The 14650-nt window shown below is 68.2% G+C and carries 12 protein-coding genes and 1 tRNA gene; 7 read left to right on the top strand and 6 right to left on the bottom strand.

Features of this window, described 5'->3' with window-relative positions:
• Position 1 precedes the first annotated feature (1 nt).
• Together MET9862_RS09035 and MET9862_RS09030 are read right to left on the bottom strand one after the other, a co-directional pair.
• Positions 2–1231, bottom strand: coding sequence for an efflux RND transporter periplasmic adaptor subunit (locus tag MET9862_RS09035; RefSeq protein ID WP_024830177.1), 1230 nt, complete (start codon positions 1229–1231; stop codon positions 2–4).
• 71 nt (positions 1232–1302) lie between these two features.
• Positions 1303–1614 carry a hypothetical protein gene (locus tag MET9862_RS09030; RefSeq protein WP_024830176.1) on the bottom strand — a complete coding sequence of 104 codons (312 nt, stop codon included), beginning with the start codon at positions 1612–1614 and terminating at the stop codon, positions 1303–1305.
• Positions 1615–1721: 107 nt separating this feature from the next.
• On the opposite strand from MET9862_RS09030, the gene MET9862_RS09025 reads away from it, so the two are divergent.
• Complete coding sequence (locus MET9862_RS09025) at positions 1722–1994, top strand: metal-sensing transcriptional repressor (RefSeq protein ID WP_024830175.1); 273 nt, start codon at positions 1722–1724, stop codon at positions 1992–1994.
• A 10-nt stretch (positions 1995–2004) separates the two neighbouring features.
• Complete coding sequence (locus MET9862_RS09020; protein WP_024830174.1) at positions 2005–3336, top strand: MFS transporter; 1332 nt, start codon at positions 2005–2007, stop codon at positions 3334–3336.
• Between the two features lie 345 nt (positions 3337–3681).
• On the opposite strand, the gene MET9862_RS09015 is transcribed toward MET9862_RS09020, so the two are convergent.
• Positions 3682–5601, bottom strand: coding sequence for a DUF6538 domain-containing protein (locus MET9862_RS09015; protein ID WP_123834326.1), 1920 nt, complete (start codon positions 5599–5601; stop codon positions 3682–3684).
• A 120-nt stretch (positions 5602–5721) separates the two neighbouring features.
• Positions 5722–5796 (bottom strand) — tRNA-Gln (locus MET9862_RS09010).
• An 83-nt stretch (positions 5797–5879) separates the two neighbouring features.
• On the opposite strand from MET9862_RS09010, the gene MET9862_RS09005 reads away from it, so the two are divergent.
• Together MET9862_RS09005 and MET9862_RS09000 are read left to right on the top strand one after the other, a co-directional pair.
• The gene (locus tag MET9862_RS09005; protein WP_142582697.1) at positions 5880–6623 is read left to right on the top strand and encodes an SDR family oxidoreductase; all 744 of its coding nucleotides are present in this window, start codon (positions 5880–5882) and stop codon (positions 6621–6623) included.
• Between the two features lie 131 nt (positions 6624–6754).
• On the top strand, positions 6755–8374 hold the full coding sequence (locus tag MET9862_RS09000; protein WP_142582696.1) for a peptide chain release factor 3: 1620 nt from the start codon (positions 6755–6757) through the stop codon (positions 8372–8374).
• Positions 8375–8459: 85 nt separating this feature from the next.
• Here the strand turns inward: MET9862_RS09000 and MET9862_RS08995 are convergent, their stop codons facing one another.
• Both MET9862_RS08995 and MET9862_RS08990 read right to left on the bottom strand, forming a co-directional pair.
• Positions 8460–8912 (bottom strand): response regulator, encoded by a 453-nt coding sequence (locus MET9862_RS08995; protein WP_142582695.1) that lies wholly within the window; start codon positions 8910–8912, stop codon positions 8460–8462.
• An 89-nt stretch (positions 8913–9001) separates the two neighbouring features.
• The gene (locus MET9862_RS08990; protein WP_142582694.1) at positions 9002–9469 is read right to left on the bottom strand and encodes a BLUF domain-containing protein; all 468 of its coding nucleotides are present in this window, start codon (positions 9467–9469) and stop codon (positions 9002–9004) included.
• 231 nt (positions 9470–9700) lie between these two features.
• On the opposite strand from MET9862_RS08990, the gene MET9862_RS08985 reads away from it, so the two are divergent.
• The 3 genes from MET9862_RS08985 to MET9862_RS08975 form a co-directional block, all read left to right on the top strand.
• Positions 9701–11098 carry a flagellar hook protein FlgE gene (locus MET9862_RS08985; protein ID WP_142582693.1) on the top strand — a complete coding sequence of 466 codons (1398 nt, stop codon included), beginning with the start codon at positions 9701–9703 and terminating at the stop codon, positions 11096–11098.
• A gap of 67 nt (positions 11099–11165) precedes the next feature.
• Positions 11166–13049 (top strand): flagellar hook-associated protein FlgK, encoded by a 1884-nt coding sequence (gene flgK / locus MET9862_RS08980; protein ID WP_142582692.1) that lies wholly within the window; start codon positions 11166–11168, stop codon positions 13047–13049.
• A 64-nt stretch (positions 13050–13113) separates the two neighbouring features.
• A partial coding sequence (locus MET9862_RS08975) for a flagellin (protein ID WP_142582691.1) occupies positions 13114–14650 on the top strand: 1537 nt, incomplete at its 3' end.

The raw sequence follows: 14650 nt of genomic DNA, 5'->3' as shown, positions 1-14650 counted from the left end.
TTCAGTCCTCCGCCGCGGCCTTGCCGAGCTCGGACTTGAGCGTGAACGAGTTCGCTACGACCACCGCCTGGCCGGGATCGAGCCCCTCCGTCACCTCCACGTCGTCGTCGTCCGACCGCCCGAGCTTGACCGGGCGCGCCTCGAAGCCTTCGGCCACGCGCACGAAGACGTTGGGCTTGCCCTCCAGGGTCTGGATCGCCGAGGCCGGGACGAGGACGCGCACCGGCTTCTCGGAGATGACGATCTCCGCGGCGACGAACGAGCCCGGCCGCCACGTCTCGTCAGGGTTGGCCAGTTCCGCGACGACCCTGGCCGCGCGGGTGGCTTGGTCGAGGACGGGCACGATGAAGACGATCCGGCCCTTCGCGGCCTCCCCGGTCGCCTCGGCCCGGACGGTCACGGCCTGGCCCTCGCGCACGAGCGGCATGTCGCCGGGACTGACCGCGAGGTCGATCCAGACCTTCGACAGGTCGACGACCGAGTAGAGCTCGGTCTCCAGGTTGTCCCGTCCGACCGCGGCCCCGGGGTCGACGCGGCGCTCGACGATCTTGCCCGCGATGGGCGAGCGGATCTCCTGACGCTCGAACTGAGCCTCCGGCTGCTTCGGCAGGGCGTCGATCTCGGCTTGGCTGAGGCCCAGGAAGGTCAGCTTGCGCCGGGCGGCGTCCTCCTTGACCTTGAGGTCCTGGTAGCTGGCCTGCGAGCGCAGGTACTGCTGCTCGGACGAGATGCGCTTGTCCCAAAGCTCCTTGTCGCGCTCGTAGAGCGTCTTCTGCAGGGCGGCCGAGACCCGCGCCGCCAGGTACTCGCCCTTGGTCTCGGCGATCTCGCGGCTGTCGAGCAGCGCCACGACCTCGCCCTTCGCGACCGTGTCGCCGAGCCCCTTGCGCAGTTCGACGACCGTCCCGGTGGTCTTGACCGCGATGCGGGCGGTCAGGTTGGCGCTCGGGATGACGGTGCCCGGCACGTGCAGGTGGCGCGAGAGGCTGCCTCCGCCGACCGTGCCCGTCCGAATCCCCGCCTTGGCGATCTGGTCGTCCGTCAGCGCGACGAGGCCGGGCCTCTCCGGCTCGCCCTTGGCCGCCGGAAGAGGCTCTGGCTTGGCGGGAGCGTTCCCGCCCTTGGTGGGGGACAGCATCGCGCGGACGGCCTCGGGAGCCCCGGGCCACCAGGTCGCGATCAGGAAGCCGCCGGCGACGGCCAGCAGCACGGGTATGAGGCGTTTGAGCATGTCGATGCCATGGCGGCGTGCCGCGCACCTGCGCGGAGCCGTGGTTCGAGGAAAGGGCGAGGTGAGCGGCCTCAGGCCCTCGGTGGCTCGAACGGCCCCTCGGCAGCGCCGCCGAAGCGGCAGGCATCGTCCGCGCAGGTGAATGGTCGCGCCACCGAGGCCCGGCCGGCCGCGGGAGCCTCGGCCGCGGTCGGCATGACACCCTGCGCGTGCGATTGCGTGTGGTGGATCAACTCGTCGGCATCCTGGTGGTCGGTCGCATGATCCTGCACCGCCGTCGACGGCATGGCGTGCGCGACGGGACCCGTCGCCTCGTGCCGGCCATGGGCGAGCAGCGGCAGCACCGTCACCGCCGACAGCAGCAACGCCACGGCCATCGTCATGAGACGCCGCCCGAATGACACCCGATCCAATCTCCCCGTCGAGCCGTGGTCCGACCGACGCGTCAAATACCCTTCCCTTATCCTATCCAGGAGGATAGCATGTCAACATGGAACACGTGCACGCCTCCCACCCGGACATCGTCAAGCGCCTCAAGCGCGCACACGGCCACCTCGCCGGTGTCATCGCGATGATCGACGAGGGCCGGCCCTGCCTCGACCTCGCCCAGCAACTCCAAGCGGTCGAGAGCGCCATCGCCAACGCGAAGCGCACCCTGATCGAGGACCACATGGAGCACTGCATCGGCGACGGCGTCGCCGACGGCGGCAAAACGGCCAGGGCCGCGCTCGCCGAGTTCAAGGCGCTGGCGAAGTACCTGTGAGGGGTGCCCGATGCTGAGCGTCCTCGCAAACCGGACCTACCGCCACCTGTTCGCCGCGCAGGTCGTCGCCCTGATCGGCACCGGCCTGCTGACGGTCGCCCTCGGGCTCCTGGCCTATCGCCTCGCCAAGGCCGAGGCCGGTGCGGTGCTCGGCACGGCGCTGGCCATCAAGATGGTCGCCTACGTGCTGGTCGCGCCGGTGGCGAACGCCTTCACCGGGCAGTTGCCGCGCCGCGCCTTCCTGGTGACGACCGACCTTGTGAGGGCCGCCGTCGCCCTGATCCTGCCCTTCGTCGACCAGATCTGGCAGGTCTACGTCCTCGTCTTCGTGCTCCAGTCCTGCTCGGCCGCCTTCACCCCGACCTTCCAGGCAACCATTCCCGACATCCTGCCGGAGGAGCGCGACTACACCCGGGCGCTCTCCCTCTCGCGGCTGGCCTACGACCTGGAGAACCTGCTCAGCCCGGCGCTCGCCGCCATCCTTCTGACGGTGATCAACTTCCACTGGCTGTTCGGCGGCACGGTCGTCGGTTTCCTATGCTCGGCGGCGCTCGTCGTGTCTGTCGGCCTACCGAGCCCGAAGCCGACCGAGCGCCGCGGGATCTACGAACGGACCACCCGCGGCCTCCGCATCTACCTCGCGACGCCGCGCCTGCGGGGCCTCCTCGCCCTGAACCTCGCGGTGTCGGCGGCCGGCTCTATGGTCATCGTCAACACGGTCGTGATCGTGCAGGCCATCCTGCACCGGCCCCAGAACGACGTCGCGGTCGCGCTCGGCCTGTTCGGCGGTGGCTCGATGGTCGCGGCTCTTCTGCTGCCGCGGGTGCTCGACCGGCTGCCGGACCGGACCGTGATGCTGCCGGCGGCGGCCCTCCTCGGCGTCGTGCTGCTCGCCTTCGCCGCAACGACCTGGGGCGGCGTGATCGGCTGGCCGATGCTGCTCGCCACATGGCTGGTTCTCGGGATCGGTTACTCGGCCGCTCAGACCCCGACCGGGCGGCTCCTCCGGCGCTCGGCCACGACCGAGGACCGGCCCGCGGTGTTCGCGGCTCAGTTCGCCCTGTCGCACGTCGCCTGGCTCGTCACCTATCCGCTGGCGGGCTGGCTTGGAGCCGAGGCCGGCATGCCGGTCACGCTCGCGGTGCTGGGCGTGCTCACCCTAGCGGCCATCGCGGCGGCGGCCGTGCTGTGGCCCGCCTCGGACCCGGACGTCGTCGAGCATGCACACGCCGACCTCGGGCCAGACCATCCGCACCTGGACGGCGCCGCGGCACGGCGGCACGCCCACGCCTTCGTCATCGACGACCTGCACCAGCGCTGGCCGGCGCACCGCCCTGGATAAGGATGGCGAGGCGCCTGACCGCCCTGCTCCCGTTCGCATTTGGGTGGGGGCCGTCCGCTTATCCGACGAAGCGGCTCGGAAGCGGACCAGCCGGTCACGGCCATTTCCAGTCAATTGCCGAGCGTCTGCTTTTGTCGGACCTGCTCCCTAAACCGGAACAGCTGCAATCCACCCGATTTAGCCGTCCGATTATCGTTTGGAAGGTCCGCTGCGAAGCCGCGTATCTGACATGACAATAGCCCACCAAGGAATTCGCAAAATTTTCACATAAACGAGCCGGCCTAGTTTCTGTAGAAGCCGTGTGGAAGGTCGCTGCATAGCCAAAACAGCGTGCCGATTTCATTTTCAGGCAGTCAGTTGCCGTCGAGTATCAGATACCCGATGTGGTTCGCCGGTGCGCGCGGCCTCGGTCATTTTCTCGATGTTAATTGGTAAGATGAGACGATCAATAACGTCTTTAAGTTTGATCAAGGCCTGACCTTTGTAATAACGCTCCATTTCAGACCGTCTGGTCTTGCTCTCGTGGCCAATCACCTCCTCCACAAAGTTCGGCTGAGCACCTGCGTTTATGATGAGCGTGGTCGCCGAATGTCGAAATGAGTGGAACGTGACGTCAGCACGTACACCGTGGTACGATTTAAAGCGCTGAAACCACTTCCCGAAGGCGCTGCCGTATGGCGAGTTCTCTCCATCATTGAGAGTATCCGTCTTCTCGGCGCCAGCCTCACCCTCAGGGAGGAGCAATTCATTCTCTTCTCGTCCCTCCACCAATGCCTCAATCAACCCGAGACTCAGCAGATTCTGATGGAGAGGGACCCATCGGGCGCTTCCTCCGGCTTTCAGGTCAAGAGTCGGATCCTTGAGATTGAAATGCCAGATTCCTGTCTCCTTGTGTCGTACGACGTGTCGTACCCGGAGTTGGAATATTTCACCGCGTCGCATGCCGCTGTGGCAGCCGATGAGGATGCCCCAGTAGCGTTCGTCACGTAGGACGTGCGGACCCGGCTTCTTCCAGCTTCGGCGACTGCGAATTCCGAAAAACAAATCTGCATTCAGCACGGCCGCGAGTTCGTCACTGTTCCACGCCGGCCGCTCGTCCCGAGCGCTGTGATGCCGACCTCGGACGCGGCTCATGTTGATGTGCAGACCGTCGAAGATCGACGGCGTACCCTTGGGAACGACTTCGTTGACCTGAGCCCATGGCCAGATGCCCGACAAGGCCGCAAGGTGCCGGTTGAAGGTCTGAGGCTTCAGGCGATCGATGTCCGCCTTACCGTTGCAATGCTCGATCAGGCCGCGGATGCCGCTTCGGCGCTGAATGTCACGCCACTCAACGCACTTGTCGTATTTCCCAGGAAGGCTGAGCAGAGCACGCCTGAACTCTGCGGCATCGGCGGGTCCATAGGCCTCGAGCGGCTTGTCGCCACATATCTCGACGAAAAGACGCCCTGTCGACTGGGCTTGGCGAGCAATAGCCTCTTTCCATTCGTTGTGTCTGACGCGATCGTCGCTATAGGCGGTCCAAATCTCGCTGAACAATCTCTCAGATTGATGCGCCATCTTTTTCGTTGGCGCATCGGACCGAGTGGGCGGGTTAGGAACAATCGGACGATGGGCGACCGCGTGCAGGGGGTGATGAGGCCTGACGACGTCGCGCAGATAGGCCAGTTTCTGCTCAGCGATCGTGATTTCGGCGTCGAGTAGCGCGCGGCAGAGCGCGTATTCCTGAGTGGGGGTGTCGAGGTCGATCTCGTTGCGTAAGGCGAGTTCCTGTGCCGCGCTGCGAACGGATGTGAATTTGTTGAGTGACCGGTCGCGCTTTAGGCCGTCCAGTCGGCACTGATAGAGGAACTCCCATTCGGCCGGATCATTGAGGGTCCCCCTCGGACAGTCTCCGACGAAATCGCTGCCATCGGCTATTCCGTCTTCAAGCATCGCGCTGTCGACACCAGGAAGGTCGTCGATCTTGGGGTAGTGCCCGATAGCCGTTATGAGGCCTTCGTGCTTCAGAGATTCGGAGTCTAAGTACTGCTCCGCGAGCCGGGCGATATCGGCGCGCGTGAGCGATCGGTTGAAACGGACGAGGGTGAACAAGGTCTCTGTCCCATCCCACAAGCGTTGCGCCATCCGTCGGGCCTCGCCCGGCGTGGCTTGGCCGAGCGAGCGCAGGATCTCGCGCTGACCGAACCTCTGACGCAGGTCATGGGGGATGATACGGCGAAAAAAGACCGTTTGTCGGCGACGGCGGAGGTGGGTGCGGGGCAAGGCAGGAATCCCTGCCGTCCAGACAAGTGGACCTCCCGAGTGGACCTGGACGGAGCGGTCGGCCCGGGCGGGTCCGAAAACAGCCGGAGAATCAACGGTCGGCTGAGAATCTTGAGACTTTGGCTGGGGCGCCAGGATTCGAACCTGGGAATGGCGGTACCAAAAACCGCTGCCTTACCACTTGGCGACGCCCCACCGGGAGCCCGGGCTGTCTAGCCGTGGATCCGCTCCCTGGCAACAGCTATGAGCACGGCAATGCAGGTCGGAGAGAGGTCCGGATGGCGCGGCGTGTCGCGATGGTGACGGGGGCAGGGTCCGGGATCGGGCGTGCCGTGGCACTCGGCCTCGCCGCGGCGGGCTTCGCGATCGTGCTTGCCGGGCGGCGGCGCGATGCGTTGGAGGCGGTCGCCGCCGAGATCGGGGCGGCGGCGCTTCCCGTGCCGACGAACGTGACCGACGAGGCAGAGGTCGAAGCCCTGTTCGCGGCGGCGGTGGCGCAGTTCGGCCGCCTCGACGTGCTGTTCAACAACGCCGGCATCTTCCCGCGGTCCGCACCGATCGACGCCCTCACGCTCGAGGATTGGGACGCGAGCCTCGCGGTGAATCTGACCGGAGTCTTCCTCTGTACCCGAGCCGCCTTCCGCCAGATGAAGGCCCAGGATCCTCGCGGCGGGCGCATCATCAACAACGGCTCGATCTCGGCCCAGGTGCCGCGGCCGCACTCGGCGCCCTACGCCGCCACCAAGCACGCGTTGACGGGTCTGACCAAGGCCACCGCGCTCGATGGGCGGGCGCACGACATCGCCTGCGGCCAGATCGACATCGGCAATGCCGCGACGGAGATGACGCAGGATTTCGCCAAGGGCATGCTCCAGGCTGACGGCTCGTTCCGGCCGGAGCCGATGATGGAGGCGCGCCACGTGGCCGAGGCCGTCGTCTACATGGCCGGTCTCCCGCTCTCCGCCAACGTGCCCTTCCTGACCATCGCGGCAACGCGGATGCCCTTCCTTGGGCGCGGCTGAAGCGCCCGTCCTTTTGCGATTCCGGGCCGATCGGCTTACATGCGCCCGATCGCCGGTCTGCGCCCCGGCCCGCCATTTCCGCAGCCACCGAACCGACCGAGCCGTGCGCCCGCACGGTCCCCGAGCCCGCCATGCTGATGCAGACACAGACCCCGTCCGACGCTGCGAAGGCGGATCCCGTCGCCCGGCGGCGGACCTTCGCGATCATCTCGCACCCGGATGCGGGCAAGACCACGCTCACCGAGAAGCTTCTCCTGTTCGGAGGGGCCATCCAGCTCGCCGGCGAGGTCAAGGCGAAGCGTAATCGCGTCTCGACACGCTCGGATTGGATGGGTATTGAGAAGGAACGCGGCATCTCAGTTGTCACTTCGGTGATGACGTTTGAGTATGGGGATTGCGTCTTCAATCTCCTCGATACGCCGGGGCACGAGGATTTCTCGGAAGACACTTACCGCACGCTCACCGCGGTCGATTCGGCCGTGATGGTGATCGATGCCGCGAAGGGTATCGAGGCGCGCACGCGCAAGCTGTTCGAGGTCTGCCGCCTCCGCGACATCCCGATCGTCACCTTCGTGAACAAGCTCGACCGCGAGGCGCGCGACCCGTTCGAGACCCTCGACGAGATCGAGAAGACGCTGGCCCTCGACGTCGCCCCCGTCACCTGGCCGATCGGGCTCGGGCGCAACTTCGCCGGCACCTACGAGCTCGGCGGCAACCGCGTGCGCCGGCTCGACGCCGCGGACGATGCCGGCACGATCGCCGTCTCGGGCCCCGCCGACCCGCTCTTCGACAGCCTGCTCACCGAGAACGGGGCGGCCGACGCGTGGCGCGAGGAGGTCGAGCTCGCCGAGGGCGGCCTCAAGACCTTCGACCTCACGGCCTTCCGCGAGGGCCACCTGACGCCGGTCTTCTTCGGCTCGGCCCTGCGCAACTTCGGCGTGCGCGACCTCATCGACGGGCTCGCCCGCTTCGCGCCGCCGCCGCGCGGCCAGGAGGCCGACAAGCGCGCCGTGGAGCCGACCGAGCCGAAGATGACCGGCTTCGTCTTCAAGATCCAGGCGAACATGGATCCGAACCACCGCGACCGCATCGCCTTCATGCGCGTCTGCTCGGGGCAGTTGCGGCGCGGCATGAAGGCCAAGCTGGTGCGCACCGGCAAGCCGATGTCGCTCTCGGCGCCGCAATTCTTCTTCGCCCAGGACCGGGCCATCGCCGACGAGGCCTATGCCGGCGACGTGGTCGGCATCCCGAACCACGGCACGCTGCGCATCGGCGACACGCTCACCGAGGGCGAGGATCTGCGCTTCCGCGGCGTGCCGAGCTTCGCCCCGGAGATCCTGCGCCGGATCAAGCTCACCGACGCGATGAAGGCCAAGAAGCTGAAGGAGGCGCTCCAGCAGATGGGCGAGGAGGGCGTGGTGCAGGTCTTCGTGCCGCAGGACGGCTCCCAGGCCATCGTCGGCGTGGTCGGCGCGCTGCAGCTCGACGTGCTGAAGGAGCGCCTCGCCGCCGAGTACGGCCTGCCGATCGACTACGAGACCTCGCGCTTCTCGGTCTGCCGCTGGGTCTCGTCGGATTCGGATGTCGAGCTCGACAAGTTCGTGGACAGCCACGGCTCCAGCATGGCGCGCGACCTCGACGGGGCCCCGGTCTTCATGGCGAGCACCGCCTTCTCGCTGCGCTACGAGGAGGAGCGCTATCCGGCGGTGCGCTTCACCGACATCAAGGACTACCAGAAGCGCGCGGCCTGACGGGCCTCGCGCGCTGCGGGTCCGGATCGGGCTTCGCGGCGCCGGATCTCCGCACCGGGGCCGGTCCCGTCCGCGCGACCGCCCCTCAGAACTTGCCGAGCATCGGGAAGTCGTTGCTCAGGCTCGACTCCGCCGCCACCGGCGCCTCGCGCTTGCGCGGCTTCGAGTTCAGCACCTGCTTCAGCTTGGTCTTCAGCACCGCCATGTCGAACGGCTTCAGGATGAAGGCGTCGGCACCCGCCTGGTGCGCCACGTTGATGTCCTCGAAGTCGAACGACGCCTCGGTCAGGATGAAGGGGGTGTTCATCAGGTCGTCGTCGGCGCGGATCTCGCGCAGCAGCGCGATGCCGTCCATCGGCTCCATCTCAAGGTCGCTGATCACCAGGGCGTAGCGGCGCTCGCGCAGGCGCTCCAGGGCCTCGGGCCCGCTCGTCACGCCCTCGACCTCGGGAAACCCGATCCGGTTCATGAGCATGACGACGAGGCGCAGGAGCTTTTCCTGGTCATCGACGACGAGGATCGGAGGAGTGTCGCTCATGGGTCAATCGCCGTATCGGACCAGGCGGAAGGGGCAGTCCAGGCCAGCATGGCGCGCAAACGTGGATGCCCGGTTTCCATGCAGGGACTCTAGATGAACAGGTGGTCGATGCCCTGTTTGGACATCGCTTCGGATTGCTGGGCGATCGCGAGCGCGTGGATCGCGCTCGCCTTCGGGGTGCCGCGCTGGAACATCGGCAGCAGGTTGGATTTGGCGAACTGCGCCTCGGTCGCGGGACCGCGCACCACGCACTTGAACGAGTTCACGAATTCGCGCTTCGTGATCTCGCGCCACTCGCAGATCTGCACGTCGCGGTGGCGCTGGTCCTCGGCGATGCGGTTGAAGGTCTCGTGCACGGAGGTGCGCTCGCCCTCGATGATCTGGGCGGCGAAATTCTGATCGACGAGCAGGAAGCTCGTGATCACCGAGAACTCGTTCTTCTTCTGCGCCTGACGGGTGATGTCGGCGATCTGGCTGGCGCGCAGCTGCGGGTCCGAGGACAGGTTCAGCCGCGAGAAGTAGATCAGGTGGACGAGACTCGTCCTCTTGGCGCGCATGGCGAGTATCCTACGGTACCCGCGCGGACCCTAGGCCGGCCCTCGATAACGGTGCGTAAACGCGCCCGCGACCCGGCACATTCTGCCGGGGGATCCGGGACCGCCGGGTCGATTCCTGCCGGTGCGGCCGGGCGGGTCTCAATGATTTCAAGGGCTTGACGCTGGCACGCCGGTTGCGGCGTCCCCGTGAACGACTGCCATGCGCGGTCACGCTCACGGGGACGGACCCTCATGGACATCTTCTCGGCGCTGCAGACGTCGGTCTCCGGCCTGAAGGCGCAATCCTACGCGATCAGCAACATCTCCGGAAACATCGCGAACTCGCAGACGACGGGCTTCAAGCGCATCGACACCAGCTTCGAGGACCTGATCGCCGAGAATTCCCGGACCCGCGAGGTGGCCGGCACGGTGCTCGCCCAGTCCCAGCTCACCAACACGCTGCAGGGCAACATCACCGCCACCAACGTGGCGACCAACATGGCGCTGCGCGGCGACGGCTTCTTCGTGGTGCAGCAGCGAACCGGCGACGCCAACAACCAGGCGACCTTCACCGGGCAGAACCTTTACACGCGGCGCGGCGACTTCACCCTCGACAAGAGCGGCTACCTCGTCAACGGCGCCGGCAGCTACCTGCAGGGCCAGAACATCGATCCGGCCACGGGCCAGGTCGGCGCGTCCGGCGCGATCCAGATCACCAACACGACGCTGGCGGCCAAACGCAGCACGACGATCACCTATGGCGCTAACCTGCCCTCGACGCCCAAGACCAACGCCTCGGCGAGCTCTACCTCGGCCCTCTACGCGCCGGCCGGCACGACGACGCTGGTGACCAGCACGGACGGCTCCAACACCACGGGCCAGAAGGTGGCTGCGGATACCACGACCACGACCACCGCCAGCGACTTCATCGACCACAGCATCGCCGGCCCGACGCTGACGCTCTATACCGACAACGGCGCGCCGGTGACGCTGACCACGCGCTGGGCCAAGATCCAGGACGCCACCGCCGCGACGCCGGCGGTCTGGAACCTGTTCTACGCCTCGGACACCACGGTCGCGAACAACAAGTCCGACTGGATCAACGCCGGCACCGGCGTGACCTTCGACGCGGCCGGCCAGCTGCTGCAGCCCTCGAGCGGCAGCCTGCCGCTTACGGACCTGACCGTGAACGGCACCAATCTCGGCACGGTGAAGCTGGCCTTCGACAAGACCACGCTGACGCAATACGCCTCGACCGCCGGGGCGGCGACCACCAATGCCCTGAGTCAGGACGGCTTCGCCGCCGGCACGCTCAACGACATCGCCGTGTCGGAGACCGGCCAGATCCTCGGCACCTTCTCCAACGGATCGGTCAAGGCGCTCGCCAATATCGGCATCGCGCGCTTCGCCAATCCCGATGCGCTGAAGGTCGAATCCGGCGGCAACTTCGCGCAGACCTCGGAATCCGGGACGCCGCTTGCCGGACTCGGCGGCTCGATCGTCGTGGGCAGCAACATCGAGCAGTCCAACACCGACATTGCCGATGAGTTCTCTAAGATGATCGTAACCCAGCAGGCGTACTCTGCGAACACGCGGGTCATGTCGACCGCGCAGCAGATGATGTCCGATCTGCTCAACGTCATTCGCTGATGCCGCCGCGGGACCGGAGGGCTCCGCCGGACGCGCGGTCGCACCGTGAGGGGCTGGAGGCGGCAGGATGACCCTGAGCGCATTGTCCACGGCCACGGCGGGCCTCAAGGCGACGCAGGCGGCGATCGGGATCGTCTCCCAGAACGTCGCCAATGCGGGCACCGCCGGCTACACCAAGCGGACGCTGACCACGGTCGCCGGGCTCGGCAACAGCTCGGTCGCGACCGGCGCGGTCGCGCGCAGCTTCGACGCGGCCGCCCTGAAGCAGCTGCGCCTGGAGACCGCGGGCTCCGGCTACACCGCCACCCGGGCCGAGGTCGCGGCGCAGATCGACCGGCTGTTCGGCACCCCCGGCGGCGCCACGGCCCTCGACGGGCTCGTGAACGGCTTCACGCTCTCCCTGCAGACGCTGGCCGCGAACCCCACCGCCTCGGCCGCGCGCAGCAACGTGGTCGATGCCGCCTCGGCGCTCGCCTCCGGGATCAACGCCATGGCGAGCGGCGTGCAGGACCTGCGCACCGGCATCGAGAGCCAGCTCGCCACCGATACCCGCTCGGCCTCCACGCTCCTCAGCGGCATCGCCGGCCTCAACCTGAAGATCCAGGGGACCAGCGACCCGGCGGCGCGCGCCGACCTGGAGGACCAGCGCGACCAGCAGATCACGCAGCTCTCCGCCTACATGGACGTGCAGGCGGTCTCCCAGCGCGACGGCACCGTCACGCTGATGACCGGGACCGGCGTGACCCTGGTCGACCGCGGCAACGCCGCCGCGCTGACCTTCGATGCCCGCTCCAGCCTCGGCCCCAACTCGGCCTACAGCACCGATTCCGCCACCCGCAGCGTCGGCACCATCACCGCCACCATGCCGGGCAGCGGCTCGATCGATCTCGGTGCGCCGGGCGTGCTGCGCTCCGGCAGCATGGCGGCGCAGCTCGAATTGCGCGACAGCGTGCTGCCCCAGGTGCAGCGCCAGCTCGACGACCTCGCCGGCGGGCTTGCCAGCGCCATGACCGACAAGACCGTGACGGGCACGGTCAGCGGGACGGCGGCGACGATCGACCTCTCCGGCATCCAGGCCGGCAACAGCCTGACCCTGCCGGTGACCCTGCCGGACGGATCGGTGCGCAACGTCGTGCTCGTCGCCTCGAACAAGGGGAGCGCCCCGGTCGATCCGAAGCTCACCGACGACGCCACCGCCTTCGCCCAGACCTTCGACATCTCGGGCGGCGCCGCCACCTATGCCGCCAAGATCCAGGAGGCCCTCAACGCGGTCGCGACCCGGGCGACGGCGCAGGGCTATCCGGCCTCGCGGATCCCGACCCTCACGGCGAGCGGCGGCTCCGCCGCCATCACGGTCACCGGCTCGTCCGGCACGAAGGTGACCGGGGCGAGCGCCACGATCACGCTTCCGACTTCCGCGACCGACCTGACCGGCGCCTATCCGCAGATCGCGCTGTTCGTGGACGGGTCCGGCAACAAGCTCATCACCGGCTCGCTCGATGCGGGCGCGCAAGCGACCGGCCTCGCCCAGCGCCTCACCATCAACCCGGCCGTCAGCGCCAAGACCGCGGTGCTCACCGCGAGCAACGCCGCCGGCACGGGCACGGACGGCACGCGGGCGAACTTCCTCTACGACGCGCTGACGAGTGCGCAGATCACCTTCTCGTCGTCGAGCGGCATCGGCGGCATCTCGGCCCCCCACACCACCACCGTGGCCGGCTTCGCACAGGACATCATCGCCGCACAGGGGGCCGCGGCCGATCAGGCCAAGACCCTCGACGACGGCCAGAGCGTCGCCCTCTCCACGGCGCAGGGCCGGTTCGCCACCAGCGCGGGCGTGAGCGTGGACGAGGAGATGGCCAACCTGATCTCGCTGCAGCAGGCCTACAGCGCCAATGCCCGGGTGCTGACGGCCGCCCGGGACATGCTCGACACCCTGCTGAGGCTCTGACCATGCACGGATCCGCGCAGCGTCCGCCTGACCTCGATTCCTCCCTCCCGAGAGGGCCCCGGCCATGACCACGATCCGACCCTTCGCCGCGGGCAGCTACACCGCGACGCGCAACACCCAGCAGATCCTCGATCTGAAGTCCCAGCTCGACACGCTGACCACGCAGCTCGGCACCGGCCGGGCCGCGGAGACCTATGGCGGGCTCGGCGCCGGGCGCACGACCAGCCTCTCGGCGCGCGCGACCGTCAGCGCCCTCGACGGCTACGACGCCGCGATCACCGCGGCGCAGACGCGGACCAACCTCGCGGCGACCAGCCTCACGCAGTTCATCACCCTCGGCAACAGCCTGAACGCCGACCTGCAGAACGGCCTGGTGCGCAACGCCAACGGCACGATCAGCAGCAGCACGCTCGCCGGCAACAGCCTCGCCGCGGCGATCGACGCCCTCAACCAGTCGGCGGCAGGCACCTACGTGTTCGCCGGCCGCTACGGCGAGACCGCGCCGGTGATCGGCTACGACCAGATGCTCGACGGCGATGCCGGGCTGGGCCTCGCCGGCCTGAAGACCCTGGTCGCGGAGCAGCGGACGGCCGATCTCGGCACGGACGGGTTCGGCCGCCTCACCCCGTCGGCGGCGGACGTTACCCCGTTCAGCCTGTCCGAGGATACGAGCGCCGAGGTCCGCGCCAATTTCGGCTTCACCCTGCCGGAGAAGCCGGCCACGACCGGCAGCGCGCTGCAGGCGAGCTACACCGCGGCGACCGCGTCCACGGCGACCGCCACCTTCGCGGCGGCGCCGACCGAGGGACAGCGCTTCCGGGTCGTCGTCAACCAGCCGGACGGGACCCAGACGACCATCGACTTCACCGCCCGGGCCAACCCCGCCTCGGGCGACACCGATTCCTTCCCCGTGGTGGCCGACCCGGCCGCGGCGCAGGCCGCGCTGAACACGCTGATCGCGCCCGGCACCCTGGCGAGCGTGCAGAGCGCGGCGACCACCGACACGCCGCCCGGGCCCGGGCTCACCCTGAACATCACCGGCGGCAGCCCGGCCTCCCTCACCGTGGGGCTCGGCTCGCCCCCGACCAACCCGGTCGTCGGCGACAGCGTCACCATCAAGCTCGCGCTGCACGACGGCACCACCACCTCGATCACGCTCACTGCGCGAACCTCCGTCACCGCGGGCACGACCAGCGAGTTCGCGATCGACCCGGATCCGGCCAAGACCGCGCAGAACCTGTCCAACGCGCTCCGCGCCGCGCTGGGCGGCGCCGCCGACACCACGCTGAGCGCCAGCGCCACGGTGCGGGCCTCGGAGGACTTCTTCGCGGGCTCGAGCAGCACGGGCCTCGCGCCCCGCCGCCTCGTCTTCGACAGCGCCGGCAACGCCACCGGCTACGCCCGCACGCCGCAGGCCAAGACGGTGATCTGGTACCAGGGCGACGATGCCGCCACCGACCCGCGCAGCACGGTGACCGCGCGGATCGGGGCGAGCAACACGGTCTCGATCGGCGCGCGCGCCAACGAGGCGCCCCTGCGCTCGGTGCTCGCCGGCATGGCCGCCGCCGCGGTCGGCGCCACCGGCGGCACCGCGACCGCCG

It is taken from the genome of Methylobacterium symbioticum (assembly GCF_902141845.1).
GTDB lineage: Bacteria > Pseudomonadota > Alphaproteobacteria > Rhizobiales > Beijerinckiaceae > Methylobacterium > Methylobacterium symbioticum.
Note: the sequence above shows the minus strand (reverse complement) of the source record. Positions and strands in the feature narration are given on the sequence as shown.